This window comes from Microbacterium gilvum (assembly GCF_039543865.1).
Lineage (GTDB): Bacteria > Actinomycetota > Actinomycetes > Actinomycetales > Microbacteriaceae > Microbacterium > Microbacterium gilvum.
This window is the reverse complement of the sequence record NZ_BAABKO010000005.1, coordinates 1-25,929: the sequence shown is the minus strand read 5'-3', so window position 1 is coordinate 25,929 and position 25,929 is coordinate 1. Positions and strand designations below refer to the sequence as shown.

The 25,929-nt window shown below is 72.5% G+C and carries 22 protein-coding genes; 11 read left to right on the top strand and 11 right to left on the bottom strand.

Annotated features, from left to right (window positions below; all coding sequences use genetic code 11):
* Positions 1-199 precede the first annotated feature (199 nt).
* Positions 200-991: a hypothetical protein gene (locus ABD998_RS13265; RefSeq protein ID WP_345439939.1), complete on the top strand. Its 792-nt coding sequence runs from the start codon at positions 200-202 to the stop codon at positions 989-991.
* A gap of 4 nt (positions 992-995) precedes the next feature.
* Here ABD998_RS13265 and ABD998_RS13260 read toward each other — a convergent pair whose 3' ends face one another.
* The 4 genes from ABD998_RS13260 to ABD998_RS13245 all read right to left on the bottom strand — a co-directional run bounded on the left by ABD998_RS13260 (position 996) and on the right by ABD998_RS13245 (position 6,631).
* On the bottom strand, positions 996-4,070 hold the full coding sequence (locus tag ABD998_RS13260) for an SMC family ATPase (protein ID WP_345439937.1): 3,075 nt from the start codon (positions 4,068-4,070) through the stop codon (positions 996-998).
* Positions 4,067-5,224, bottom strand: coding sequence for an exonuclease SbcCD subunit D (locus ABD998_RS13255; RefSeq protein ID WP_345439935.1), 1,158 nt, complete (start codon positions 5,222-5,224; stop codon positions 4,067-4,069). Before ABD998_RS13255 ends, ABD998_RS13260 begins: the two co-directional genes overlap by 4 nt.
* Before the next feature lie 105 nt (positions 5,225-5,329).
* Positions 5,330-6,301, bottom strand: a complete 972-nt coding sequence (locus ABD998_RS13250) for an SDR family oxidoreductase (protein WP_345439933.1) — start codon at positions 6,299-6,301, stop codon at positions 5,330-5,332.
* 39 nt (positions 6,302-6,340) lie between these two features.
* A complete protein-coding gene (locus tag ABD998_RS13245; protein WP_345439931.1) occupies positions 6,341-6,631 on the bottom strand; it encodes a GNAT family N-acetyltransferase in 291 nt (96 codons plus the stop codon).
* A gap of 431 nt (positions 6,632-7,062) precedes the next feature.
* Between ABD998_RS13245 and ABD998_RS13240 the strand changes: the two genes are divergently transcribed.
* From ABD998_RS13240 to ABD998_RS13230, 3 genes are all read left to right on the top strand, one after another.
* On the top strand, positions 7,063-7,803 hold the full coding sequence (locus ABD998_RS13240; RefSeq protein ID WP_345439929.1) for a winged helix-turn-helix domain-containing protein: 741 nt from the start codon (positions 7,063-7,065) through the stop codon (positions 7,801-7,803).
* 430 nt (positions 7,804-8,233) lie between these two features.
* The gene (locus ABD998_RS13235) at positions 8,234-9,178 is read left to right on the top strand and encodes a DNA-3-methyladenine glycosylase family protein (RefSeq protein ID WP_345439927.1); all 945 of its coding nucleotides are present in this window, start codon (positions 8,234-8,236) and stop codon (positions 9,176-9,178) included.
* 18 nt (positions 9,179-9,196) lie between these two features.
* The gene (locus tag ABD998_RS13230) at positions 9,197-9,391 is read left to right on the top strand and encodes a hypothetical protein (protein ID WP_345439925.1); all 195 of its coding nucleotides are present in this window, start codon (positions 9,197-9,199) and stop codon (positions 9,389-9,391) included.
* Between the two features lie 12 nt (positions 9,392-9,403).
* On the opposite strand, the gene ABD998_RS13225 is transcribed toward ABD998_RS13230, so the two are convergent.
* The 4 genes from ABD998_RS13225 to ABD998_RS13210 are packed head-to-tail and all read right to left on the bottom strand — an operon-like array spanning position 9,404 to position 13,190.
* Entirely contained in the window at positions 9,404-10,162 is a 759-nt protein-coding gene (locus ABD998_RS13225; RefSeq protein ID WP_345439923.1) for an iron ABC transporter ATP-binding protein, read from the bottom strand.
* Positions 10,159-11,157 (bottom strand): iron chelate uptake ABC transporter family permease subunit, encoded by a 999-nt coding sequence (locus ABD998_RS13220; protein ID WP_345439921.1) that lies wholly within the window; start codon positions 11,155-11,157, stop codon positions 10,159-10,161. Before ABD998_RS13220 ends, ABD998_RS13225 begins: the two co-directional genes overlap by 4 nt.
* A complete protein-coding gene (locus ABD998_RS13215) occupies positions 11,147-12,160 on the bottom strand; it encodes an ABC transporter permease (protein WP_345439919.1) in 1,014 nt (337 codons plus the stop codon). Before ABD998_RS13215 ends, ABD998_RS13220 begins: the two co-directional genes overlap by 11 nt.
* A gap of 13 nt (positions 12,161-12,173) precedes the next feature.
* A complete protein-coding gene (locus ABD998_RS13210) occupies positions 12,174-13,190 on the bottom strand; it encodes a siderophore ABC transporter substrate-binding protein (protein WP_345439917.1) in 1,017 nt (338 codons plus the stop codon).
* A 125-nt stretch (positions 13,191-13,315) separates the two neighbouring features.
* Here ABD998_RS13210 and ABD998_RS13205 point away from each other — a divergent pair, with 125 nt between their 5' ends.
* Positions 13,316-14,092, top strand: coding sequence for a siderophore-interacting protein (locus ABD998_RS13205; protein WP_345439915.1), 777 nt, complete (start codon positions 13,316-13,318; stop codon positions 14,090-14,092).
* Between the two features lie 15 nt (positions 14,093-14,107).
* On the opposite strand, the gene ABD998_RS13200 is transcribed toward ABD998_RS13205, so the two are convergent.
* Positions 14,108-15,250, bottom strand: coding sequence for an ROK family transcriptional regulator (locus ABD998_RS13200; protein ID WP_345439913.1), 1,143 nt, complete (start codon positions 15,248-15,250; stop codon positions 14,108-14,110).
* A gap of 125 nt (positions 15,251-15,375) precedes the next feature.
* On the opposite strand from ABD998_RS13200, the gene ABD998_RS13195 reads away from it, so the two are divergent.
* From ABD998_RS13195 to ABD998_RS13180, 4 genes are read left to right on the top strand one after another with little or no spacing between them, the layout of a single operon-like run.
* Positions 15,376-17,517, top strand: coding sequence for an alpha-galactosidase (locus ABD998_RS13195; RefSeq protein ID WP_345439911.1), 2,142 nt, complete (start codon positions 15,376-15,378; stop codon positions 17,515-17,517).
* A 44-nt stretch (positions 17,518-17,561) separates the two neighbouring features.
* On the top strand, positions 17,562-18,497 hold the full coding sequence (locus tag ABD998_RS13190; protein ID WP_345439909.1) for a carbohydrate ABC transporter permease: 936 nt from the start codon (positions 17,562-17,564) through the stop codon (positions 18,495-18,497).
* A gap of 7 nt (positions 18,498-18,504) precedes the next feature.
* The gene (locus ABD998_RS13185) at positions 18,505-19,440 is read left to right on the top strand and encodes a carbohydrate ABC transporter permease (protein WP_345439907.1); all 936 of its coding nucleotides are present in this window, start codon (positions 18,505-18,507) and stop codon (positions 19,438-19,440) included.
* A gap of 11 nt (positions 19,441-19,451) precedes the next feature.
* Positions 19,452-20,810, top strand: a complete 1,359-nt coding sequence (locus ABD998_RS13180) for an ABC transporter substrate-binding protein (RefSeq protein ID WP_345439905.1) — start codon at positions 19,452-19,454, stop codon at positions 20,808-20,810.
* Positions 20,811-20,851: 41 nt separating this feature from the next.
* On the opposite strand, the gene ABD998_RS13175 is transcribed toward ABD998_RS13180, so the two are convergent.
* Positions 20,852-21,322 carry a MarR family winged helix-turn-helix transcriptional regulator gene (locus ABD998_RS13175; RefSeq protein WP_345439903.1) on the bottom strand — a complete coding sequence of 157 codons (471 nt, stop codon included), beginning with the start codon at positions 21,320-21,322 and terminating at the stop codon, positions 20,852-20,854.
* A gap of 86 nt (positions 21,323-21,408) precedes the next feature.
* Between ABD998_RS13175 and ABD998_RS13170 the strand changes: the two genes are divergently transcribed.
* On the top strand, positions 21,409-23,667 hold the full coding sequence (locus tag ABD998_RS13170; RefSeq protein WP_345439901.1) for an LLM class flavin-dependent oxidoreductase: 2,259 nt from the start codon (positions 21,409-21,411) through the stop codon (positions 23,665-23,667).
* Positions 23,668-23,680: 13 nt separating this feature from the next.
* On the opposite strand, the gene coaBC is transcribed toward ABD998_RS13170, so the two are convergent.
* Complete coding sequence (gene coaBC / locus ABD998_RS13165) at positions 23,681-24,892, bottom strand: bifunctional phosphopantothenoylcysteine decarboxylase/phosphopantothenate--cysteine ligase CoaBC (protein WP_345439899.1); 1,212 nt, start codon at positions 24,890-24,892, stop codon at positions 23,681-23,683.
* 66 nt (positions 24,893-24,958) lie between these two features.
* Between coaBC and ABD998_RS13160 the strand changes: the two genes are divergently transcribed.
* Complete coding sequence (locus ABD998_RS13160; RefSeq protein ID WP_345439897.1) at positions 24,959-25,663, top strand: NRDE family protein; 705 nt, start codon at positions 24,959-24,961, stop codon at positions 25,661-25,663.
* Positions 25,664-25,929: the final 266 nt, after the last annotated feature.

The window sequence follows — 25,929 nt, the reverse complement described above, 5'->3', positions numbered from 1 at the left end:
CCACCCCGCCCAGGCCGCACCTCCCGCCCCCTCGACGCCCCAGACGGCCGCGAACCGCCACCCGAACCAGACACCACCCCGCCCAGGCCGCACCTCCCGCCCCCTCGACGCCCCAGACGGCCGCGAACTGCCACCCGAACCAGAACGAGACCCTCCCCCGACGCGTGCTCGGCGCGACCGGCGATGACAGGATGAGGCGATGGACGACGAGCTGCGCCTGCTGCACGAGCAGGCGTTCGGGCGACGGTCGGATGGCGCCGCGCGAGACGCCGCGATGGCACGTCTCGCCGACATCGACGCGACACGCCGGCAGCGGGTTGCCGGGCCGCCGGAGTCGTCGCGCGACGACATCGCGGCCCCGGCCCCGGCGACCGCGTCCGCCGCACCCGCCGCAGATGAGCCCGACGAGAGCGGCACCGCCGATGCGCCCGGTGGCGCCCGGGAGGCCGTCGCACCCGACGAGCCCGATGCGGCTCCCACGACCGCTCCCGGCGGCGTCGAGCGTGCACTGCGCCGCTTCGGGATGTTCGTGGCGTCGCTCCCGCGGGGTCGCGCCATCCTGCTGTGGGCCGGTTCGCTCGTCGCGACGGCGCTCGCGACCCTCGGCGTCGCAGGAGCCGTCGCGCAGATCGACCCCTGGCGGGTCGCGGAGCTGCGCATCGACCCGGACGGCGAGGTGCCGAGCGAGATCGGCGTCCCGGATGACGATGTCGTCGTCTTCGAGGACTTCGCCGGGTTCGCGGTGTTCTCGATCCCCGGCGGTGTCTGGGGGATGGACGACGACGGACGATGCGTCTCAGGATTCGAACGCGACCCCGGCGACGACCAGGGCTCCTACGGCTTCGGGGGGTGCGAGGCGGGCCCGTTCCCCGCCCTCGCCACCCTCACGGTCGATGAGAACATGCCCGAACCGCTGCGGGAGCGGTTCCCCGACGGCACGTCCCTGCAGTTCGAGCTCGCCGGGGATCGCGTCATCGTCCGCGCCGGCTGAGCGCTCACTGCGTGACGGTGCTCCACCCCTGCGGCGAGCGCTCGACGCGCAGCTGGGCGGGGATCTGCTCCTTCATCGCCTCGACGTGACTGATGATGCCGACCGTGCGGCCGCCCTCGCGCAGACCGTCGAGGGTGCGCATGGCGACCTCGAGCGTCTCGGCGTCGAGGGAGCCGAATCCCTCGTCGATGAAGAGCGTGTCGAGGGTGATGCCGCCGGCGCGGTTCGTGACGACCTCCGCGAGGCCGAGCGCGAGGGCGAGCGAGGCGAGGAACGTCTCGCCGCCCGACAGCGACCGCGGCGGGCGGGCCTGTCCGGTGTAGCGGTCCATGACCTCGAGCCCGAGACCGCTCGCGGCATTGCGATACGCCAGCGCATCGGTGTGCTGGAGGGCATAGCGGCCCGCGGACATGTCGGCGAGCCGCCGGTTCGCCGCCTCGACGATCCCCTCCAGTTCGGCCGCGAGCACGAACGTCTCGAGGTCCATCTTCTTCATGTTGCGGCCGGCGACCGCGTCGGCCAGGGCGCGGACGACGGACGCCTCGCGCGCCGCGTCGGCGATCGCGGCATACGCGTCCTCGGCATGCGCGAGGGCGTCGGCCAGACCCGTCGCGAGCTGACGCATCGCGGCGAGGCGCGCGACGGCGTGGTCGAGGTCGGCAGCCGCGTCCGCGAGAGCGTGCGCGGCGGCGTCGACGTCCACCGGCTCCTCGGGCAGCACGAGCAGCTCGAGGTCGACGAGCGTGGCCTTGGTGTTGCGCAGATCGGCGTCGTGCCCGGCGATGCGCGAATCGAGCGCCTCCTGTCGTTCGGCGTCGAGGATGGCGGCGCGCGCGCTCTCGACGTCGAGGAACCCCGCCGCCGTGGCGGCTTCGGCGACCGCGTCTGCGGCGTCGGTCGCGACCTCTTCGGCACGCGCGGCGGCGCGCAGGGCCTGCGCCAGGCCTGTCGCGGCGGCCGCGCGGTCGCGCTCCGCGTCGATCCGTGCGGCGATCGACGGGGCATCGCCGCACGCGGCACCGACCGCCGCTCGATCGCGGGCGAGCTCGTCGTCGAGCGAGCGGATGGCCGCGGCGCGTTCGGCGCGCGCGGTGTCGGCTTCCTCCCGTTCCCGGTCGAGTCGCTGCTCGCGTGCGACGAGCTCGTGCTTCGCGGCCTCGAGGCGGCTGAGCTCGGCGGATGCGGCGTCGGCCGCGTCGCGCTCGGCGCGCGCCTGCACGAGGTCGTCCTCCACCGGCCCGACGGCTCGGCCGCCGGCGCGCGCCTCGGCGTCCGCAAGGGCGCGCTGCGCGTCACGACGGGCATCGGATGCTGCGAGCTCGGCACGGGATGCCGCCGACTTGCTCTCCTCCGCCGCGTCGATCTCGTCGGCCGTGACGTGGTCGTCGGCACGCGGTGCCGGTGAGGGATGGGCCGTCGCCCCGCACACGACGCATGCCTGGCCGTCGACGAGCTTCGCGGCGAGCTCTCCGGCGATGCCGCCGAGGCGCCGCCGGTGGAGGTCGGCCAGGTGCGCGTCGGCCGCTTCGCGCGCGCGAAGCGCCGCGTCGGCGGCCTGCGACGCCTGCGCGTATGCCTCGGCGAGCCGGACGCCCTCGCGCGCGGCATCGAGCTGCGCGCTGAGCGATGCGACGCGGTCGGCCGCGTGCACAGCACCGGCCGCGGCGGTCGCCGCCACCGTGGCGGCCTCGTCGAGCCGCGCGCGCTCGGCGGGGATGGCCGTCAGCGCGGTGGCGAGCTCGGCGAGCGCCTGCGCCTGCGCCTGCTCATCGGCGCGGAGCTCGGCGAGCGCCCGCTCCTTGGCGGCAATGCCGCGCTCGACGTCGCGCGCGGGCTGCCACTCGCCGATGTGCTGCTGCGCCTCGGCGGCGATGGCGTCGAGAGCGGCGGGATCGTGGTCGCCGTCGTCGCTGACGGCCGACCACGCCCGCCGTGCCGCGTCGACGGCGTCGGCCGCGGCGGCCGCGGCCGCGAGCGCACGGGTCGCGGCGTCGATCGCGCCGCGCACGCTCTCGGCACGACGAGCGGCGCCGAGCTGATCCCGCGCGACGTCGATCTCGTCCGCCCTCGCCTCGAGAGCGTCGAGCGTCGCGCGGAGCCGGTCGCGCTGCGTCTGCTTCTCGCGATCGGCGCGCAGGCGGTCGTACGCCGTCGAGGCGGCATCGCGGCGTCTGCGCGCCTCCGCCTCGGCGGCTTCGGCCGTCTCGATCTCGTGCCGTGCACGGCTCTCAGCGTGCGCGAGATCGGCGAGGCGGTGCTCCTCTGCGGAGGCGCTGGTCGTGCCGGGCGCCGGTCGATCACCAGCCGGGCCGACGCCGCCATCGCCTGGGGCGACGAGGGCCTCGTCCGCCCCGGGGTCGTCCGATCCTTCTCCGGGACCCGGCCCATCCGCCCCGCCGCGGGCGGACAGCTGGGCGGCGAGCGCCTCCGCGTGCACGAGCACGGCGTCGAGCGTACGGCGCCCGTCGGCGACCGCGGCCTCCGCGTCGACGCGTCGGCGCTCGATCTCCTTCTCGTAGTCCTCGAAGCGGCGGGAGCCGAACAGAGTGCGCAGGAGCTTCTGCCGGTCGTTGTTGCCGGCGAGCAGGAACTCGGCGAAGCGCCCCTGCGCGAGCAGGATGACCTGGAGGAACTGATCCTTCGTGAGGCCGATCTCCTCTGCGACGAGGGTCGCGACGTCGCGATCCTTCGCCGCGCGCCAGACGACATCGCCGCCGGCCACCTCCCCCATCCGCGCCGTCGCGGGGGAGGTCGTCATCCCCTCTCCGCGCTTCTTGGGGCGCTCGTACTCGGGCGATCGCTCGATGCGCCATCGTGTGTCGCCCGAGGTGAGCTCGACGCTCACGAGCGTCGGATCGTCGGGCGCGCAGTGGTCGCTGCGCAGACGCTTCTCACCGCCCTCGTAGCGGGGCACGGCACCGAAGATCGCGAAGGCGACGGCGTCGAGGATACTTGACTTCCCGGCGCCCGTGCGCCCGCCGATGAGGAACAGCCCGTCGGCGGCGTAGGCATCGAGATCGACGATCTGACGGCCGCGGAACGGCCCGAATCCCTCGATCTCGACGCGGTGGATCCTCATGCCCGCGCCTCGGCGGCGGCGTGCACCGAGACGACGTCGCCGATGATCTCCCGCTCGACGTCGGTGGCGGCTTCGCCGTTGCGCACGTGGACGAGGAAGTCGTGGACGAGGTCGCCATCCGATCTGGCGCCCTGCACGCGCTCGCGGAACGTGCGCTGATCGGAGCGGATGCCGCCGGCAGGGGCGAGTTGGATGGTCGCGCAGTGAGCGAAGCGCTCGCGCAGGCGGCGCATCGGCTCGAGGGGCGGGTTGACGTCCGTCAGGATGGCGCACACCCAGTCGTCGGCGTGCGGCGCATAGGCCGCGTCGGAGAGCAGCTCGTCGAGGGTGCCGCGCAGGGTGACGAGACGGCGCGGAATCGGGAGGTCGAGCCAGTCGATCCCCTCGACGCCCTCGGCGCCGAGGTCGACGATCCAGGCGCCGCGGGGCTTGCTGCCCTCGCCGAAGCTGTAGTGCAGGGGTGCGCCGCTGTAGCGGACGTTCTCGGCGAGGCGCGAGCGGCCGTGGATGTGACCGAGGGCGACGTAGTCGGGGCCGTCGAAGTCGACGAGGGGCACGACGTCGAGCGAGCCCTGGCGGATCTCGCGCTCGACGCCATCCGTCGGCTGCACGTCGCCCGCGAAGCAGTGCGAGACGACGACCGAACGCCCGCCGCGCTCTGCCCGGTCGGCGTTGACCAGTGTCATGGCGTGTCGGATGGTCTGCTCCTGCGTGCGCAGGTCGGTTCCCGGCCAGATGCTTCTCACGATGGCAGGTTCGAGGTAGGGCAGCCCGTAGAAGTGGACGGGCCCGTGCGCGTCGTCGATCGTGAGGGGCGTGCCGACGCTGCGGGCGTCGGTGACGATGTGCACGCCCGCCGAGGTGAGCAGCGGAGAGAGGAAGCCGAGACGCGCCGCCGAGTCGTGGTTGCCGCTCGTGACGACGAGCTTCGCCCCCGTCCCGCGGATCTCCTCGAGGGTCTCGGTGAGAAGCTCGAAGGCCGCGGCGGACGGCGTCGCGGAATCGAACACGTCGCCCGCGACGACGACGACGTCGATCTCGCGATCGCGCACCTCGGCGACGAGCGCGGCGAAGACGTCGCGGAGCGCATCGAGCGTCGCGTACCCGTGGAAGGTGCGCCCGATGTGCCAGTCGGAGGTGTGGAGGATCCGCATGCCTCCACGGTAAGGACGGGGTCGGACATTGGTGGGGAGACGCGGCGGGGTGGATGCCGACTCCTCCACGACCTCCGAGCCTGCGTCGAGCGGCGCCGCTCGCCCCTACGCCCCGTACCTCTCGATCACCCGGTCGAACGCGTCATCCAGGTCGCCGTCGACCACCTGCCGCGTCTCGTCGGCGAGGTACCAGTCGACGATCTCCCGCGCACCGCGCGAGAACGGCGTCGTGGCGGCCCATCCCGGCACGAGCCGCTTGACGAGCGAGTTGTCGAAGACGACCGAGTGCGCCTTGTCGCCCACGAGGCCAGGCCCGAGCGACGGGATCTCCCGGGCGATGGCGGAGGACGCCACGTGCACGATCTCGGGCTCGCGGCCGAGCGCCGCCCCGAGCTGCCGCGCGATCTCGTCCCACGTGAGGCTCTCATCGCTCGTGATGTGCACGGCCTGCCCGATCGCGTGCGGGTTGCCGAACAGCCCGACGAACGCGGCCGCGAAGTCGCGCGAGTGCGTGAGCGTCCACCAGCTCGTGCCATCCCCGTGCACGACGATCGGACGGCCGTCCCTGATCCGCTGCAGCGCCGTCCATCCGCCCTCGAGCGGGATGAGCGACGGACCGTAGGTGTGGCTCGGGCGCACGATCGTGGCGGGGAACCCGCTCTCGCGATACGCCGCGACGAGGAGGTCCTCGCTCGCGATCTTGTTGCGCGAGTACTCCCAGAACGGGTTCCGCAGCGGCGTCGCCTCGGTGATCGGCAGCTGCGCGATCGGCTTCTGATACGCCGATGCGCTCGAGATGTAGAGGTACTGCCGCGTGCGCCCCGCGAAGATGCGGATGTCGTCGGCCGCCTGCTGCGGAGAGAAGCTGCGGAAGTTGGCCACGACGTCGAACGTCTCGTCGCGGATGGCGGCCTCGATCGAGCCGGCGTCGCCCGCGTCTCCGACGATCCCGCGCACGCCCTCGGGCAGCGGCGAGCGCCCGCGGTTGAGCACCGTCACCTCGTCGCCGCGGCTCGCGGCGAGGTCGGTCACGAAGGAGCTGATGTTGCCGGTGCCGCCGATGAGGAGGATGCGCATGCGCGCCACGCTACCGTCCATCCCCCTCCGGAAGGCGGCTCAGCGCGACGCGAGCACGCCGGCGCGTTCGGGATGAGCGGCGAACCAGTCGGCCACGTACCAGCACACGGGCAGCACCCTGCGGTCTCCGCGCGCCTCGATCTCGGCGACAGCGCGCTCCGTCAGGATCGCGGCGTACCCGTGGCCGCGGAAGGTCGGCACCGTGAACGCGCGTGTGAGCGCCACCGTGCCGCCGTTGTCGCGGTAGTCGAGCACGCTCACGAGGTCGTCGCCCCGGCGCAGCTCGTACCGCGACGACTCGGGCGCATGGGTGAAGGACAGATCGCTCACCCCGACAGGGTACGCCCGCGGCGGATGGCCGGGGCCGCCCGGCAGATCGCCTCCGCAAACAGGTCGGGTCCGGGCACATCCGTCACATTTCGTCACGGCGGCCGTCATAACCGGTCGCCGTTTGACACGCGGAGACACGCCCGGCCATAATCGCCCGTATGACTGACAACACGCACCCCCTGTCCGCCCGGGAGGCGAGGGGAACGGACGGCATGATGATGGCCGGCCGTGTTGTCATGTGCTGTCGAATGTGCAGCTGAGGCGCTTCCGCCGATCCTCATGCACGCCAGGGCCTAGCGAGACCATCCATGGTCGCCACGCCCACGAGCGACGGTCGTCCCGTCCGCTCCGACACAGGCCGTCACTCCGACCAGGCGCACGCCGGTCCGGCCGCCCCCACGCACGCTCCTCCTTCGAAGGAACCCATCATCATGTCCGCGTCCCTGCTCGAGCGCCCCACCGCCATCCGCCCCGCCTCCGCGACACCCCTCCCCGGCACGCCCCGCGTCCGCACCCCGCAGCCGGCCGCCGCCCGCCCCGTCCAGCAGCCGGCGCCGGCTGCCGCCGCGACGACCACCGCACCACGAGGGTTCGCCCTCTACGTCGGACTCGACGAGGCGAAGGCCGCTGCCGACGGCGTCTCGCTCTCCACCATCGTCGAGGCCCTGCGCCGCACGATCGCCGAGCTGTCGCCGAGCGCCGAGACCTACGCCGCCGTGGCCCTCGCGCCGCAGAGCGCCGGGGGACGCGACGTCGACGTCGTCCGCCTCGCGCTCAAGGAGCCCGGCGCCGTCGCCCGCACGCTCCCGGACGCCAGCGAGACGGAGCACGCCGAGGGCGTCGTCGTCGACATCTCGCGCAAGCGCGTGCTGCTCGACGGCGAGTCGGCCGCTCTCACCTTCAAGGAGTTCGAGCTGCTGCAGTACCTCGTCCTCCGCGAGGGGCGGACGATCGAGCGCACCGAGCTCGTCGACTCCCTGTGGCAGGCCCAGACCGAGGACGAGACGCCCGGCGAGCGCACCATCGACGTGCACGTGCGGCGCCTGCGCGCCAAGCTCGGCCGCTACGAGGACATCGTCCGCACCGTCCGCGGAGCCGGCTACCGCTTCGACCGCCACGCCGACGTCACGATCCGGTACGGCGCCGGCGCCCCCTCCCCCGACCGCTTCTGACCCCGCATCGTCCGACCCTCCTTCCTTCCCTGCTTCCCCTTCCTCCCTCGCCCAACGGACATCCGCTCGCCGAAAGCACACCGGAATCCGCGTGATCGGATGGGCTTTGGTCAAACGGATATCCGTTGGACAAGTCAGCAGCTCGCACTCCCGCAGCTCGCACCCCGCGGCTCACGGCTTTGTCGGACGACGGGCGTAGCGTGACGGCATGATGCAGCGCACGGCACCTCCCCCGCGGATGGGCGTGCGCGCGCACCTGGCCGGCAGCTCCGGCCCCGGGCCACACGCCGACCCCGGGCCACACGCCGACCCCGGGCCCCACGCCGACCCCGGGCCACACGCCGACCCCGGACCACACGCCAACCCCGGGCCACACGCCGGCGCCGGGCCACACGCCGCCCCCGAGCGCCCCCCCGGAGCAGGGAACCGAGTGACGCCCGCGACCCGCTCGGCGCGCGCGTCGCGGCTCGAGGCGATCTACACCCCCCGGCACGACGTCGACCTCCTCCGCACCGTCGGAGGGTTCCGACGCGGACACGGCGATCCCACGCAGGTGCACGACGGCGCCGTCATCTGGCGCGCGACGCGCACGCCGGAGGGCGTCGCGACGACGGCCCTGCGGCAGGCGGGCGACGGCACCATCCGCATCGCGGCGTGGGGGCCGGGCCGCGCGTGGGCCGTCGAGCAGGCACCGGCCCTGTGCGGTGCCGAGGACGACCCCGCGGGCTTCGATCCACGCGGCCATCCGCTCGTCGCGGAGGCGCACCGCCGCCATCCGGCCCTCCGCCTCGGCCGCACGGACCTCGTCTTCGACGCGCTCGCGCAGTCGATCATGGAGCAGAAGGTCACGGCGCAGCAGGCCTTCCTCGCCTGGCGCAGCCTCGTCACCTGGTTCGGCGACCGTGCGCCCGGCCCCGTGCCGCGTCCGATGTTCGCGCCTCCCTCCGTCGACGGATGGCGGCGCATCCCGTCGTGGGGATGGCACCGCTCCGGCCTCGAGCCGCCGCAGTCGCGCTCGATCGTGGGCGCAGCGCGCCGCGGCGACTCCCTCGTGCGCGCTGCTCTCGGCGCCCGCGACGGCGATGGCCGGGACCGCGTGCTCACGTCGCTCCCCGGGATCGGCGTATGGACGTCCGCCGAGACGCGCATCCGCGCCTTCGGCGACCCCGACGCCGTCAGCGTCGGCGACTACCACCTCGCGCACCAGGTCGGCTACGCGCTCACGGGCGCGCGCACCGACGACGACGGGATGGTCGCTCTGCTGGAACCGTGGCGCGGTCACCGCCAGCGCGTCATCCGCCTCCTCGCGGCGTCGGGCGTCGCCGAGCCCCGACGCGGTCCGCGCGTGCACATGGAGGACCACCGCGCGCGATGAGGGCGGCATGATGGAGGGATGACCCGCGCCACCGCCGCCCTCATCGCCCTCGGCGTCCTCGCCCTCGCGATCGTCGTCGGGCTCATCCTCGGCAACGTCGGGCTCGGGCTCATCCTCGGGCTCGTCGTCGGGCTCATCCTCTTCCTGTCGTTCGAGTCGCGGCGCGGGCGCAACCAGGGCGTGAACGACGAGGACCACGGCATCGAGCTGTGACCTCCGCGAGCCTCAGCCGTAGTACAGCGCGACGGGCCTGCCGTCGATGAGGCGCACGTCGACGTCGGTGTCGTAGACCGCGGCCAGCACCTCCGGTCGCATGATCTCCGCGGCGGGGGCATCCGCCACAACGCGCCCCTCGCGCATGGCGACGATGCGGTCGGCGTAGGTCGCGGCGAAGTTGATGTCGTGCAGCACGACGACGATGCGCTTGCCCAGCTCGTCGGCCATCCGCCGCACGAGCTTCATGATCTCCGTCATGTGCTTGAGGTCGAGGTTGTTGAGCGGCTCGTCCAGCAGCACGTACTCGGTGTCCTGCGCGAGCACCATCGCGATGAACGCGCGCTGCCGCTGGCCTCCCGACAGCTCGTCGAGGAACCGCGACCGGAACGGCTGCAGGTCGAGGTAGTCGATGGCGCGCTCGATGTGATCGCGGTCGACCGTCGTGAGGCGTCCCTTCGAGTGCGGGAAGCGCCCGAACTCGACGAGGTCGTGCACCGTGAGACGCGCGGCGATGTGGTTGTCCTGCCGCAGCACCGCGAGCCGCGTGGCGAGCGTCGCCGACGGCGTCCGGTCGACGGCCGCCCCGTCGACCGTGACCGCGCCCGAATCGGGTCGGATGAGCCGCCCGATGAGGCCGAACAGGGTCGACTTGCCCGCTCCGTTCGGACCGATGAGGGCGGTGACGCCCTCGCCTCCGAACGAGATCGTCACGTCGTCGAGCACGATCTGCCCGCCGTAGCGCTTGACGGCGTTCTCGAGCGCGATCATCGCGCCCCCTTTCGCAGGACGAGGAACAGGAAGAACAGCCCGCCCGCGAACTCGATCACCATCGACAGGCTGCCGCCGAACGACAGCAGCTGCTCGAGAACGAGCTGGGCGCCGAGCAGGCAGACGAGCCCGATGAGCGCCGCGGCAGGCAGCGTCCAGGCGTGGCGGAACGAGCCGGCGTACGAGTAGGCGAGGTTGGCCACGATGAGTCCGAAGAAGAGGATGGGCCCCACGAGCGCGGTCGACGCCGCGATCATGATCGACACGATCGTGAAGAGCGCGAGCACGACACGGCGGTGGCTGACCCCGAGCCCGACCGCAGCGGGCTCTCCCAGGGTCAGGACGTCGAGCGTGGGCACGAGGGGCACGAGCGCCGCGCAGGCCGCCGCGACGAGGAGCGCTGTGAACAGCAGCAGCGTCGGATCGGGCCGCGTGAGCGAGGCGAACATGGCGTCGGACAGGATCTGGAAGTCGAGCGGATCGAGCATGCGCTGCATCCACTCCGTGAAGCTGCGGAAGAAGGTGCCGAGCACGATGCCGACGAGCAGCATGAGGTGGATCGAGCGGCGCTTGCCTCCGAACATCCAGGTGAAGAGGAACACGCTGAACGCGACCATGACGACGAGCTGCGTGAGCCACAGGGTGAGCTCGTCGGCGTGCAGGAACGACGCGGAGCCGAAGAAGAAGACGATGATCGTCGAGATGAGCGCGTAGAACGCGTCGAAGCCCATGATCGACGGCGTGAGGATGCGGTTCTGGGTGATGGTGTGAAACACCACCGTCGACACTCCGACCGCGACGGCGACGACAGCCATCGCCGCGACCGTGAGGATGCGGATGCGCACGGCGAAGGCCAGCGACCCCGGCACGTCGGTGAAGAGGTAGACGGCGACGAGCGCGACGACGGCGATCGCGAGCGCACCGAGGCGCACGGCGGGCCGCCGCCAGACCGCGAGAGGCGGGGCGGGGGCGAGGGCGGCGAGGTCAGCGGGCACGGCTCCTCCTCCGCAGCAGCAGCCAGAGGAACAGGGCGGCGCCGACGACGCCCACGATGACGGAGAGCGGGATCTCGTAGGGGAAGCGCACGACGCGCGCGACGATGTCGCACGCGAGCACGAAGACGGCGCCGAGACCCGCGACCCAGGGGATGGACCGGCGCACGTTGTCGCCGATCACGAGGCTCACGATGTTGAGGACGACGAGGCCGAGGAACGGGATCATGCCCGCCGTGACGAGCACGGCTGCCGTGATGACGGCGATCACGACCATCCCGATCGCGACGACACGGCGGTAGTCGAGCCCGAGGTTCGTCGCGAACTCCTCGCCCATGCCGATCACACTGAACCGGTCGGCGGCGAACCATGCCACGACGACCATGGCTCCGGCGATCCACACGAACTCGTACCGCCCCTGCATGACGGTGGCGAAGCTGCCCTGCGACCACTGACCGAGCGACTGCAGCAGGTCGAGGCGGTACGCGAGGAACGTCGTCACCGATCCGACGACGCCGCCCAGCATGATCCCGACGAGCGGCACCAGCACGAGCTGGCGCACCGGCACGGCCTTCACGACCTGCAGGAACACCCACGTGCCGATGAGGCCGAACAGCGCCGCCACGCCCATCTTGCCGACCACGGCCATCCCGGGCCAGAAGATCATCGTGACGAGCATGCCGAAGGTCGCGAACTCGCTCACGCCCGTCGTCCCCGGCTCGACGAAGCGGTTGCGCACGAGCATCTGCATGATGAGGCCGGCGATGCCGAGCGAGGCCCCCACCAGGATGACGGCGACGGTGCGGGGAATGCGGCTCGCAGCGAGGAGGAACGTCGCCGTCGCGTCGCCCTCGACGAGGGCGAAGGGCGACACGTCGGAGACGCCGATGAAGACGCTCATCGTGGCGAGCGCCGCGAGGAGCACGCCGATGAGCGCCCCCACCCACGTCCGCCGGGGGCGGACGGGGGCGGGGGCGCTTGTCGAGGACGGGGCCGTGACGGTCACGTCGAGGCCGGGGTCACTCCGCGATCTGCATGACGTCGTCGATGAGCAGCTGCGTCGTCTCGATTCCGCCGTAGACGATGTACCACGCCACGGGGTCGAGGTAGACGATCTTGTCGTTCTGCGCCGCGCTGGTCTGCTTGACGATGTCGTTGTCGAGCACCTGAGCGGCCGCACCCGCTTCCGCCTCTCCCGTCGCGGCATCGCGGTCGACGACCCACAGCGTGTCGGGGTCCTGCTCGAGGAGGAACTCGAACGACACCGGCTCGCCGTGCGTCGCCGAGGCGATGTCCTCGACGACGGGCTCGACGCCGAACACGTCGTAGATGAGGCCGCCGCGCACGTTGGAGCTGCCGCCGTCGGCGGGCGAGGGCGACATGGCGTTGAGCTCCCCGCCCGACACCATGACCGCGAGCCCGTTGCCCGCCTCGGCTGTCACGGCCTTCGCCTCGTCGATGCCGGCCTCGAGGTCGGCGAGGGCTGTGGCCGCCTCGTCCTCCGCGCCGAGCACCTCGCCGAGGAAGGTGACGTTGCGCTCGAGCGTCTCGAGGTACGTTCCCGTGATGCCGAGGTCGATGGTGGGCGCGATCTGGCTGAGGTCGTCGTACAGCGCCGACGAACGGCCCCCGATGACGATGAGGTCGGGCTGCTGCGCCTCGATCTCGATGAGGTCGGCCTCGAAGAGCGTGCCGGCGTTGAAGGCGTCGTCGGCGAGGGCGTCCTGCAGGTAGTCGGGGACCGACTCGATGGGCGCGCCGGCGACCTCGCCGCCGAGAGCGCCGATCGTGTCGACCGTCGCCATCTCGAACGCGACGATCTTCTCGGGGCTCTTCGGCACCTCGACGGTCGTGGTCTCGTACTCCGGGTCGGCGTCCTCTGCCGCGACGTTGCGCTCCCATGAGTAGGTCACGGTGTCGGCGGCGGCGGCCTCCTCGGCCTCGGCCGGCTCCTCCGACGCCGACGAGCAGCCGGCGAGGACGAGCGCGGATGCCGCGACGAGCGACAGCGCGATGGCGGGGGTGCGGACGGACATGGCTGTTCCTCCTCTGCGGGCGCGCCCTCTGCGCGCACGACGCGTGCGTCGGCGGCGCATGTGATCACGCCACCAGGTCAGGTTAGGCGTACCTCACCCGACCTGGGTAAGGGTAACCTGATCCCATGCAGGTGTCGAATTCCTTCTCGCTCGAGCGCTCGCGGCTCGACCTCCGCTTCCGCTTCACGACGCTCGTCTCCCGCGAGTGGATCGGCCCCGACTACGTCCGCGTCCGCGTGCAGGGCGACGACCTGCGCGGGTTCGGCGAGGGCAGCGGCCACGACGACCACATCCGCATCTTCTTCCCGGACGACGCGCCGGAGACGGTCGAGGAGATGCGCGAGGCGCCCAGCCGCGAGTTCACGCCGCTCTCCTGGGGCGACGACTGGCTCGACCTCGAGTTCGCGGTGCACGGCGACGAGGGCGTCGCCGGCGTATGGGCGGCGAACGCCCCGATCGGCTCGCTCCTCGGGGTGGGAGGGCCGCGCGGCACGGTCACCGTCTCGGGCGCACCCGGCGGATGGCTCCTCGCGGGCGACGAGACGGCCATCCCGCAGATCCGCCGGTACGCCGCGGCGATCCCCGTCGGCGCCGACGCCCGGATCCTCGTCGAGGTCGCCGATGCCGCGCACGAGGTCGCGATCGACGCACCCGTGGACGTCGAGTACGTGCTCCGCGACGGCGCCGCGCCGACGACGGCGCTCATCGGCCGGCTCGACGCGCTCACGGCCGGCGACCGCCCTGCAGGCGACGTGTTCGCCTTCATCGCGGCCGAGCAGGCCGTCGTCAAGCCCGGCCGCGCGCTCGCCGTCGACCGCTGGGGCCTCGACCCCGACCGCATCGTCGTGAAGGGGTACTGGAAGGCCGACGAGACCGGCGCGAGCTACCACGCCGCGCACTGACGGCACGTGCTGCGGCTACCGCAGCACGTGCGCTCGGATGGCCATGGCTGCCGCGCCGCGCGCCCACTCCACGAAGTCGGCGGGGCGCACGACGATCTCGAGCGGGTCGGCTCGGTTATCGCGCAGGGGCGCGATGGCCTCCTCGAAGGCGTCGCGCGCGACGTCGAGGACGCCGTCGCCCTCTCCGGAGATGACGATCGTGCGCGCGAACGTGAAGTTCGACGCGAGGGCGACGAGGCGGCCGAGCGCGACCGCCGCCGCCTCGACGGCCGTTCGCGCGACGCCGTCGGCCCGACGCGCGAGGGTCAGCACCTCGTCGTAGTCGACGGTCCGCCCGAGCCCGACCGACACCTGGCCGCAGATCGCGTCGATCGTGAGGAGGGCGGCGGCGCATCCGCGATGCCCCGCGAAGCAGAGAGGGCCGGCGGGATCGAGCGGGATGTGGCCGACGTGACCCACCCCGTCGTCGTCGCTCGCGACGACACGGCCTCCGGCGATGAGTCCGAAGCCCACTCCCGCCCCGACCGTGACGACGGCGACGTTCGCGGCGTCGCGCCCGGCACCGAACCACTGCTCGGCGTGCGTGAGCGCGACGAGGTCGTTGCTGAGGGTCGTCGGGATGCCCGTGGCCGACTCGACGAGGTCGGCGAGCGCGATCTCGCCCTCCCAGCCGAGGAAGGGCGACCCGACGACCGACCGGCCGCCGCGCACGGGCCCGCTGATGCTCACTCCTATGCCGTCGGCCGCGCGGTCCCGCGTCAGGCGGGCGACCACGTCGGCGACGGCCGCGACGACGTCGCCGACTCCCCGCGACGCGAGCGCGACGTCGTGACGCGCCACCTCCGCGCATCGCAGATCGACGCAGACGCCGTGGGCGGCGTCCGCCGTGACCTTGACCCCGATGAAGCGCCGCGTGTCGGCGGCGACGTCGAGCGGCTGACGCGGTCGCCCCACCCGACGCCCCTGCTCGTCGTCGGACCCGGCGTCGGCCTCGACGAGCAGGCCCGACTCGAGCAGCGGCTTCGTGAGCCGCGACAGGCTGGACTGCGAGAGGCCGAGTCGCCGGGCGAGGGCGCTGCGGGAGATCGGCCCCGCGGTGAGAACCTCCAGGGCGACGGCGTGAGCCGAGCCGTCCTGCGCCGCCCATCCGCCATCCACCCCTCTTTTCTATCACTTCGGCACGAATAGGTTGCCGAAGCCGCGCTTCGTGCGGCTCTTGACGTGCAATAACTTCTGCCGTAGAACTAATAGCGCCCCAGACATCCCGTCGACGAAGGAGTCCCATGTCCGCCATCCCCCTGCGCGCCGCCGGCGTCGCGTTCGTCCTCGACGTCCCCGAGGTCGGAGCGCCTCGTGTCCTCCACTGGGGCGCCGACATCGGGGAGCTGACCGAGGCCGACATCGACACGCTGCGCCTGACGGGACTGGCGGGCATCGGGTCGGGCATGCCCGACACGGGCATGCCGCTCACGATGCTGCCCGCGCACGCCGACGGCTGGCTCTGGACCCCTGCCGTCACGGGCCACCGCGACGGCTCCGCCTTCTCCCCGGCGTTCTCCGACACGACGGCCGAGGTGCTCCCGGTCGACGACGACCCCGTGATTGCGCATCGCGTGCGGGTGGACAGCGCGGACGCCGCGAACGGTCTCGCGCTCGCCCTCGACGTCGAGATGACGCACTCGGGCATAGTCCGCACGCGCGCCCGGCTCACGAACACGGGCGACGGGCGCTACGACCTCGCCTCCCTCGACGTCGCCCTCCCGGTGCCGGGGCGCGCGGGCGAGATCATGGACATGGCGGGCCGGCAGCTGCGCGAACGCGACCTGCAGCGGTCGCCCTTCGCGATCGGCTCGCACCTGCGCGAGTCGCGCCGGTCGTCGGGACACGAGGCGAGCATCGTCCTCGCGGCGGGCACGCCCGGCTTCGGATGGCGCCACGGCGAGGTCTGGGCCGTGCACCTCGCATGGTCGGGCAACACGCGCGTGCTCGCCGAGCGCACCAACCAGGGACTGTCGACGCTCTCGGGCGGAGAGCTGCTGCTGCCCGGCGAGGTGCGCCTCGCGCACGGCGAGAGCTACACCTCGCCCTGGCTGTACGCGTCGACCGGCATCGGCCTCGACGCCATGGCCGCGCGCTTCCACGACTTCCTGCGCGCGCGCCCGGAGCACCCCTCCCCCGACCGCCCGGTCACGCTCAACGTATGGGAGGCGGTCTACTTCGACCACGAGCTCGGCAAGCTCCTCGAGATCGTCGACCGCGCCGCCGAGGTCGGCATCGAGCGCTACGTGCTCGACGACGGCTGGTTCCGCCACCGCCGCGACGACCACGCGGGGCTCGGCGACTGGTACGTCGACGAGGGCGTGTGGCCGGACGGCCTCGGCCCGCTCGCCGATGCGGTCGTCGCCAAGGGCATGCAGTTCGGCCTCTGGTTCGAGCCCGAGATGGTCAACGAGGACTCCGACCTCGCACGCGCCCACCCCGAGTGGATCATGGGCACGGGCGACCGCCTCCCCCACCCGCAGCGCCATCAGCAGGTCCTCAACATCGCCATCCCCGAGGCGTACGCCTACATCCGCGACCGCATCCTGGCCATCCTCGACGCGTACCCGATCTCGTACATCAAGTGGGATCACAACCGCGCGCTCACGGAGCCCGGCGACCGGACGACGGGGCGGCCCGTCGCGCACGAGCAGGCCGCGGCCCTGTACCGGCTGCTCGACGAGATCCGCGCGGCGCACCCCGGCCTCGAGATCGAGTCGTGCTCTTCGGGCGGCGGGCGCATCGACCTCGGCATCATGGCGCGCACCGACCGCATCTGGGGGTCCGACTGCATCGACCCCCTCGAGCGCCAGGCGATCGAGGCGGGCACGGCCCTGCTGCTGCCGCCCGAGATGGTCGGCTCGCACGTCGCGAGCCCCCTCAGCCACACGACGGGGCGGGCGCACTCGCTCGCGTTCCGCGCCGGCACGGCGTTCTTCTCGCACATGGGCGTGGAATGGGACGTCACGAAGGCCGACGACGCCGAGCGCGCCCAGCTGGCCGAGTGGATCGCCCTGCACAAGACGCATCGCGCGCTCCTCCACACCGGCCGCGTCGTGCACGCCGACCCCATCGGCGACGGCATCTGGACGCACGGCGTCGTCGCCCACGACGCCGCCGAGGCGATCTTCGCGGTCGCCATGGTGGAGACGGGGCCGTACTGGCCCACACCCCGCGTGACGATCCCCGGACTCGATCCCGCCCGCCGGTACCGCGTGCAGCCGCTCGCGCCGGCCGACGCCCGCGACCACCGCACGGCGCACACGCGCCCGGCATGGTGGTCCGAGGCGATCGAGCTTCCGGGTGCCGCGCTCGCCGACGTCGGCGTGCAGGTGCCGGCGCTCAATCCCGAGCAGCTCGTTCTGCTCCACGTGACGGCGGTCTGAGCCGCCCGATCCCCACCATCCCGTCGCAACGAAGCGGAGGCATGATGACCGTCCTGACCGAGCCCGGTGCGCGGCAGCGCACCGGGGTGCGACCTCCCGCGCGCGGGAGGAGGCCGCGCGGCGATCTGCGGATCGCCGCCGTCTTCCTCCTCCCCGCCGCGGTGGGCCTCGTCGCGTTCTACCTGTGGCCAGCGCTGCGCGGCCTCTACTTCTCCTTCACGGAGTACGCCGTCCTCACGCCGCCCGAGTGGGTGGGCACGGCGAACTACGAGCGGATGGCGGCCGACCCGCTGTTCTGGAACGCGCTGTGGGTGACGGCCCTCTACGTCGTCATGAACATCGGCGTGCAGACGGTGCTCGCGATCCTCATCGCCGTGCTGCTCCACCGCCTCACGCGGTCGACGATCGTGCGCGGCATGGCGCTCCTGCCCTACTTCGTCGCCAACGTCATCGTCGCGCTCGTGTGGTACTTCATGCTCGACTACCAGATCGGCATCGTGAACGTCGTGCTCGACGGCCTCGGTCTCGACCGGATGGCGTTCTTCGGCGACTCGGCGCTCGCGCTTCCCACCATCGCTCTCATCAACGTGTGGCGGCACATGGGCTACACGGCGCTCCTCATCTTCGCCGGTCTCCAGACGATCAACCCGTCGCTCTACGAGGCCGCGCGCGTGGACGGCGCGAGCGAGCTCCGCCAGTTCTTCTCCATCACGCTGCCGCAGCTGCGCCCCGTGCTCGTCATGGTCCTCGTCGTGACGGTCACCGGCTCGTTCCAGGTCTTCGACACCGTCGCCGTGACGACGGGCGGCGGCCCCGTGAACGCCACGCGCGTGCTCAACATGTACATCTACGACCTCGCGTTCGGGCAGCTCGACTTCGGATACGCCTCGGCGCTCGCGATCGCGCTGTTCGTGCTCCTGTTCGCCATCGCCTTCGTGCAGCTGTGCCTCATGCGCGCCGGCGAGCACGACGAGAACTGAGGCCGCCATGACGCACACCGTCTCCGAGACCCGCCTCATCGTCACGGGCACCGCGAAGCCGCAGCGCCCGCGCATCGGCGCCGGCCGGGTCGTCGCCTGGATCTGCCTCGTCGCCATCCTGCTCGTCACGCTCGTGCCGTTCTACTGGATGCTGCGCACCGCGCTGTCGTCGAACGGCGCGCTCTCTGCCGAACCGGGCAACCTGCTGCCGGCCGGCTTCACCCTCGACGCCTTCCGCCGCGTGTTGGGCCTCACGAGCCTCGAGGAGAACCTCGCGCAGGGCGGGGCGGGATCGGCCATCGACTTCTGGCTGTACCTGCGCAACTCCGTCATCACGTCCACCCTCATCACGGTCGGCCAGGTGACGTTCTCGGCGATGGCCGCGTACACGTTCGCCCGTCTCCGGTTCCGCGGGCGCGACGCCCTGTTCGCTGTGTTCCTCTCGGCCCTCATGGTGCCCGGCATCTTCACGGCCATCCCGAACTTCGTGCTCATCAAGGACCTCGGGCTGCTCAACACCTTCGCCGGCATCGTGCTGCCGTCCATCCTCATGACCCCGTTCGCGATCTTCTTCCTACGGCAGTTCTTCCTCGGCATCCCGCGGGAGATCGAGGAGGCGGCGCTCATCGACGGCGCAGGGCGCGTGCGCTGCTTCCTGCGCGTCATCGTGCCGATGAGCACGGCGCCCCTCACGACGCTCGCCGTCCTGACCTACATCACGGCCTGGAACGAGTACCTGTGGCCGCTGCTCGTCGGGCAGAGCGAGGACGTCCGCGTGCTCACGGTCGCCCTCGGCATCTTCCGCTCGCAGACCCCGCAGGGCACGCCCGACTGGTCCGGGCTCATGGCGGCGACCCTCGTCGCGGCGCTCCCGATCGTGCTGCTGTTCTGCGTCCTGGGGCGCCGCATCGTGAACTCCATCGGCTTCAGCGGGATCAAGTGAGGGGGACGGACATGGATCGCAGGCACAGGACGGCCGCGGCGAGCGCACTCGTCGCCGCGACGACGCTTGTCGTCTCGGGATGCGGCGCACCAGACGGCGTCGCCGCCGACGGGACGACGATCATCCGCTACGCGATGTGGGATTCGAACCAGATGCCGGGGTACCAGCAGTGCGCCGACGACTTCGAGCGCCTGCACCCCGGCATCGAGATCCGCATCGAGCAGAACGGGTGGGACGACTACTGGACGCAGCTCACGGCGACGATGGTCGCCGAGTCGGCGCCCGACGTGTTCGTCGACCACACCTCGCAGTTCGGGAAGTTCGCCGTCCTCGGCCAGATCCTCGACCTCTCCCCCTATCTCGCGGAATCGGATGTCGACCTCGCGCAGTACCAGGACGGCCTCGCCGATCTGTGGCGGGGGCCGGACGGGGAGACCCTGTACGGCCTTCCGAAGGACTGGGACACGGAGGCGCTGTTCTACGACGCAGACCTCCTGGCGGACGCCGGGTACACGCCCGACGACCTCTGGTCGCTCGAGTGGAACCCCGACGACGGCGGCACGTTCGAGGAGTTCGTCGCCGCCATGACGGTCGACGAGAACGGCGTGCGCGGCGACGAGGAGGGCTTCGACCCGCACAACGTCGAAAGGTACGGCCTCGGCTACAACGACGCCGGCGGCGGCTACGGGCAGGTGCAGTGGTCGGCGTTCGCGCTCTCGAACGGCTGGTCGTACACCGACGAGAATCCGTGGGGGACGTCGTTCGGCTACGGCGACGATGCGCTCCTCGAGACGATCGGATGGTGGCGCTCGCTCATCGAGAAGGGCTACATGCCCCCTCTCGCACAGGCGACCTCGGGAGTCGGCACGCAGGAGTCGCTCGGCTCCGGGGCGTACGCCACGGTCATCGAGGGCGCGTGGAACGCCCGGGCGTTCTCCGAGCTCGAGGGCGCCGACGTGCAGGCGGCGCCGACGCCGATCGGCCCGGCGGGGCGGCGCGCCTCCGTGTTCAACGGACTCTCCGACGCCATCTGGTCGGGGACGCCGAACCCCGACGAGGCGTGGCTGTGGGTGGAGTACCTCGCGAGCACCGACTGCCAGGACGTCATGGCCGGCACCGGACGCATCTTCCCCGCGATCTCGACATCGTCCGATCTCGCCGTCGAGACCTTCGCGGACCTCGGGATCGATGCGGACGCCTTCGCCGTGCACGTCGCCGACGGCACGACCGTGCCGACGCCCGTCACAGACAAGTGGGCCCAGGCGCAGGCGATCATGACGCCCGCCATGGACGCCGTCATCGCGTTCGACGCCGACGTCGATTCGCTCGTCGACGCGGGTGAGCGGGTCAACCGCCTCTTCGACGAGTGAGCCGAGCGCGGGCGCGGGCTCAGCGGCCCACGCCCGCGCCGTCACGCCCGCGCCGTCACGGCGCAGCGGTCGTCGCCCGGAGCGGCTCCGCTCGCGGCGTGCTCGAGCAGGCCGCACAGCTGCGCGCGCTGGCCGGGCTCGAGCCCCGAGAGCAGCTCGTCCTCGGCCGCACGCACGCGGATGTCGAGCGCGGCGACCGCATCGCGCCCCCGTGCCGTGGCCGCGATGCGGCGCGCGCGGCGATCGGCGGGGTCGAGGCGGCGTTCGATGAGGCCTGCGGCGGAGAGCTCGTCGAGCACGTAGGTCATGACGGTGCGGTCGATGCCGAGGCGCGCGGCGAGCGCCGACTGCGTGGGCGGCTGCTCGTGCGCGGCGACCGAGAGCACCTGGTAGCCGCGCTCGCCGTGCGGCAGATCGGCGGCGATGACCGCGATGCGCGCCTTCCACTCGCGCAGCAGCGCGGCGAGCGACCAGCCCAGCAGGGAGGGGCGGGGAAGCGATGCGTCGGCCATCCCCACATGGTAACGGAATAGGATGCCCCCAAGATAAGTTGTGAAGCAGATGATCGGCCCACAAGATCATCACGAGGAGCGCGCACATGCCCGACTACGGCCAGGAGCTGTCCTTCGGCTCGTTCATCACCCCGGCGAACGCCGACCCGCACCGGCCCGTGCGGCTCGCCCGGGTCTCGGAGGCGGCCGGGCTCGACCTCGTGACGTTCCAGGACCATCCGTACCAGCCGGGCTTCCTCGACACCTGGACGCTCCTGACGTGGGTCGCGTCCGCGACCGAGCGGATCACCGTGTCCGGCAACGTGCTCAACCTGCCGCTGCGGCAGCCCGCCGTGCTGGCGCGCTCGGCCGCGTCGCTCGACCTGCTCTCGGGCGGACGCGTCGCGCTCGGCCTCGGAGCCGGGGGCTTCTGGGACGCGATCGCGGCGATGGGCGGCACGAAGCTCACACCGGGTGAGGGCGTCGACGCGCTGTCCGAGGCCATCGACATCATCCGCGGGATCTGGGACGTGTCTGAGCGCGGACCGCTCCGCGTCGACGGCGCGCACCATCGCGTGGCGGGAGCCAAGCGCGGACCGGCGCCGGCCCACGACATCCCGATCTGGATCGGCGCCTACAAGCCGCGCATGCTGCGTCTGACGGCGCGCAAGGCCGACGGATGGCTTCCCTCGCTCGCGTATCTGGACGACGGCGAGCTGCGGCGCGCGTCGCGCACGATCGACGCCGCCGCCGAGGACGCCGGCCGCCATCCCGCCGAGATCCGCCGCCTGCTCAACGTGGCGGGCGCCATCCAGCCAATGTCGAGCGGACGGCTGCAGGGGCCAGCGGCGCAGTGGGCCGACGAGCTCTCCGAGCTCGCGCTCGCCGACGGCATCTCGACGTTCGTCCTCGCGAGCGACGACGACGCGACGCTGCAGGCCTTCGGGGAGGAGGTCGCCCCCGCCGTGCGCGAGGCCGTCGGCCGCGAGCGCGCCGGGCGCGGCACCGTGCCGGCGGCCGCGCGACGCGGGTCGGCGGCGCTGGCGCTGCGACGCGACGGCATCGACTACGCGCGGATCCCCGCCGCCCTGGCCGCGAGCGCGGTCGAGCCGGGCGACCGCTCGTACGACGCCGTCCGCCACAACTACCTGCGCTCGGGTGCCCCCGGTCTCGTGCTCCTGCCGCGCACGGCAGACGAGGTCGTCGAGGGCCTCGCCTACGCCCGCACGCTCGATGTGCCGCTCGGCGTGCGCTCGGGCGGCCACGGGATCAGCGGGCGCTCCACCAACGACGGCGGCGTCGTCCTCGACCTGCGCGCGCTCGACGCCGTCACACCGCTCGGCGGCGGTCGTGTGCGGCTCGGAGCCGGTGCGACGTGGGGACACGTGGCGCGGTCGCTGCAGCCGCTCGGCCTCGCGATCAGCTCGGGCGACTACGGCGGCGTCGGGGTCGGGGGGCTCGCGACGACGGGCGGGGTGGGATTCCTCGGGCGGCGGTTCGGCCTCACGATCGACCGCGTCGTCGGCGCCGACGTCGTCACCGCCGACGGGCGTCTCCTGCGCGCGAGCGCCGAGGAGAACCCCGACCTCTTCTGGGGGCTCCGCGGGGCAGGCGGGAATCTCGGCATCGTGACCTCGGTCGACGTCGAGGCCATGCCGCTCGGCGAGGTGGTGTTCTCGCAGATGGCCATCGACGCCCGCGACACCGCCGGCGTGCTGCAGCGCTGGGGCGGGGCCGTCGAGGCGGCTCCCCGCGAGCTCACGAGCTTCCTCGTGCTCTCCCCCGCTCGGCGCGGCCAGCCGTCCGTCGCGCAGCTCATGACCGTCTATGCGGGCGACGACACCGAGGCGGCCGTCCGCGAGCTCGAGCGCCTCGCCGATGCGGGGCCGCTGCTCGACCACAAGGCCTACCTGCTGCCCTACCCCGGCATCCTGCAGGACGCCGGCCGCCACCATTCGGGCGGCGGGGACCCGTCCGTGCGGTCAGGGCTCGTCACCCACCTCGGCCCGGACGAGGCGGGCGCCTTCGCGGACCTCGCCGGCACGGGGGCGGCGTACTTCCTGCAGATCCGCGCGACGGGCGGAGCCGCGCACGACCTCGCTGCGGACGCGACCGCGTACCCCCACCGTCACCAGAACTTCCTGCTGTCGGCGATGGGCGCATCGCAGCACGCGCTCGACGCCGTGTGGGACGAGCGGATGGCCCCGCACGTCGACGGGCTGTACCTGTCGTTCGACACCGATACGCGCATCGAACGGCTCGTCGACGCCTTCGGCGCCAACCTGCCGCGACTGCGCGAGGTGAAGCGCGCCTACGACCCCGAGAACGTCTTCCGCGCGAACTTCCCGATCCCGCCAGCTGGCTGAGCGGCGACCGCCGTCAGCGGCTCCGCACGGCGAGGATGGCGTCGAGGAGCGCCTCGGCGGTCTCGCGCTTGGCACCCGACGCCGTCGCGACGACCTCGTCGTGCGCGTCGATGACGAGCAGCGCGTTGTCCGCCCGCTCGAAGCCCTCGGTCCATCCCACCTCGTTGACGGCGAGGAGGTCGACGCCCTTGCGGCGGCGCTTGCGGATGCCGCGTTCGAGCAGCGTCTCTCCCGGTGCGGGAGTCTCCGCCGCGAAGCCGACGATCGTCTGCCCCGGCCGCCGGCGTTCGGCGAGCCCTGCGAGGATGTCGGCGTTCTCGACGAGGGTCAGGGTGGGCGCGACGCCGGCCGCCGCCTCCTTGGTGAGCTTGCGCTCCGCGACGTCGGCGACGCGATAGTCCGCGACGGCCGCGGCCATGACGACGACGTCGGCTCGGGGCGCGAGCTCGGCCATGACGGCCTCGAGCTCGGCCGCCGTGCCCGCCCTCCGCACGGAGACGCCGTGCCCGGCATCGACGAGCGCCGCCTCCTCCACGTGCGCCGCGACGAGCGTGACCTCGGCACCGCGGTCGGCGGCCGCCCGCGCGACGGCGACGCCCTGGCGGCCGCTCGAGCGGTTGCCGATGTAGCGCACCGGATCGATCGGCTCGCGTGTGCCGCCCGCCGACACGACGATCCTCAGCCCCGCGGCATCAGCGCGGCGGGCCAGGGCTCGCGCGATGGCGTCGCGGATGGCCTCCGGCTCCGTCATGCGACCCGGCCCGCTGTCCTCTCCCGTGAGGCGGCCCGAGTCGGGGCCGATGACCTCGACCCCGCGCGCGGCGAGCACGCCGACGTTCGCCTGCGTGGCCGGGTGCTCCCACATCTCGGTGTGCATGGCCGGCGCGACCAGCACGGGGGCGGCCGTCGCGAGCAGCGTCGTGCCGAGCAGGTCGTCGGCGAGGCCGGCGGCCATCCGGGCGAGCGTGTTGGCCGTGGCGGGAGCGACGACGACGAGGTCGGCGGCCTGGCCGAGGGCGACGTGTCGGACGTGCGCCACGTCGTCGTGGACGGACGTCGTGACGGGATTGCGGCTGATCGCCTCCCACGTCGGCTGGCCGACGAAGCGGAGCGCGTCGACCGTCGGCACGACGTGCACATCGTGACCGTCCTTCACGAGCAGGCGGACGAGCGCGACGACCTTGTACGCGGCGATCCCGCCGGAGACTCCCACGACGATGTTCATCGCCTGCGATTCTCCCACCTGCCCGGCCGCGCCGCTCCCTTCCCGCGGCCATAGGCTGAAACCGCCATGTGCACCGTCGTCATCCGCGTCCCCGAGGACGCCGCCCAGCCCATCCGCCTCCTCGCCGTGCGCGACGAGGATCCGCTGCGGCCCTGGAACCCGCTCGGGGCACGGTGGCCCGAGCGTCCGCAGCTCACGGGCGTGCAGGACCGCCTCGCCGGAGGGGCCTGGCTGGCGGCGGAAGGCGGACGCCTCGCGGTGCTGCTCAATCGCGCCGGCGCACCGCTGCTCCCCTCGAGCGCGATCACGTCACGCGGAGGCATCGTGCTGGATGCCGTCGGCGGGCGCCTTCCCGGCCCGCATCCGACGACGCTCGGGTTCAATCTCGTCTCGGTGGCCGGCGGCCGGGCGGAGCTGGTGTCCTGGGATGGGGATCGCCTGTCCCGCGAGGTCATGCCCGCCGGAACGCACATGATCGCGCACGACGGCCTCGACGACCGGGCCACCCCGCGCATCGCGACCTGGCGCGACGCGTTCGCGGCCGCACCCGCGGAGGGCGACGGCGCGTGGTGGGAGCCTTGGCTCGCGGTCCTGACGCGCAGCACGACGCTGTCTCCGGAGGACGATCGCGCCATCATCCGCGACAATCGCGTGCACGGATACCCCACGCAGTCGCTCCTCGCGTGCGTGACCTCCGTGACGCCGACGACGGCGGACATCCGCTACGCGGAGCTCGAGACCGCAGGCCGCTGGAACCCGCTGCAGTTCTGAGCGCACGTCGTTCCGGCCGCTTCCGGTGGCGGGGGCATCCGGTGGCGGGGCACCCGGTGGCGGATGCCTCCCGCCCGGGTCGCTGTTCGCGTCCGTTCGGGGGCTGCTGGGGGCGGTTATCGCGACCTGGGCGGGTGGTGTTCTCGCCGGGGTTGCTGTTCGTGTCGGTTGCGGGGTGGGCCGGTGAAAGCACGAAAGGCCACCCAGCGTTGGGTGGCCTTTCGTTCAGGTTAAGTCCGGCGGTGTCCTACTCTCCCACAAGGTCC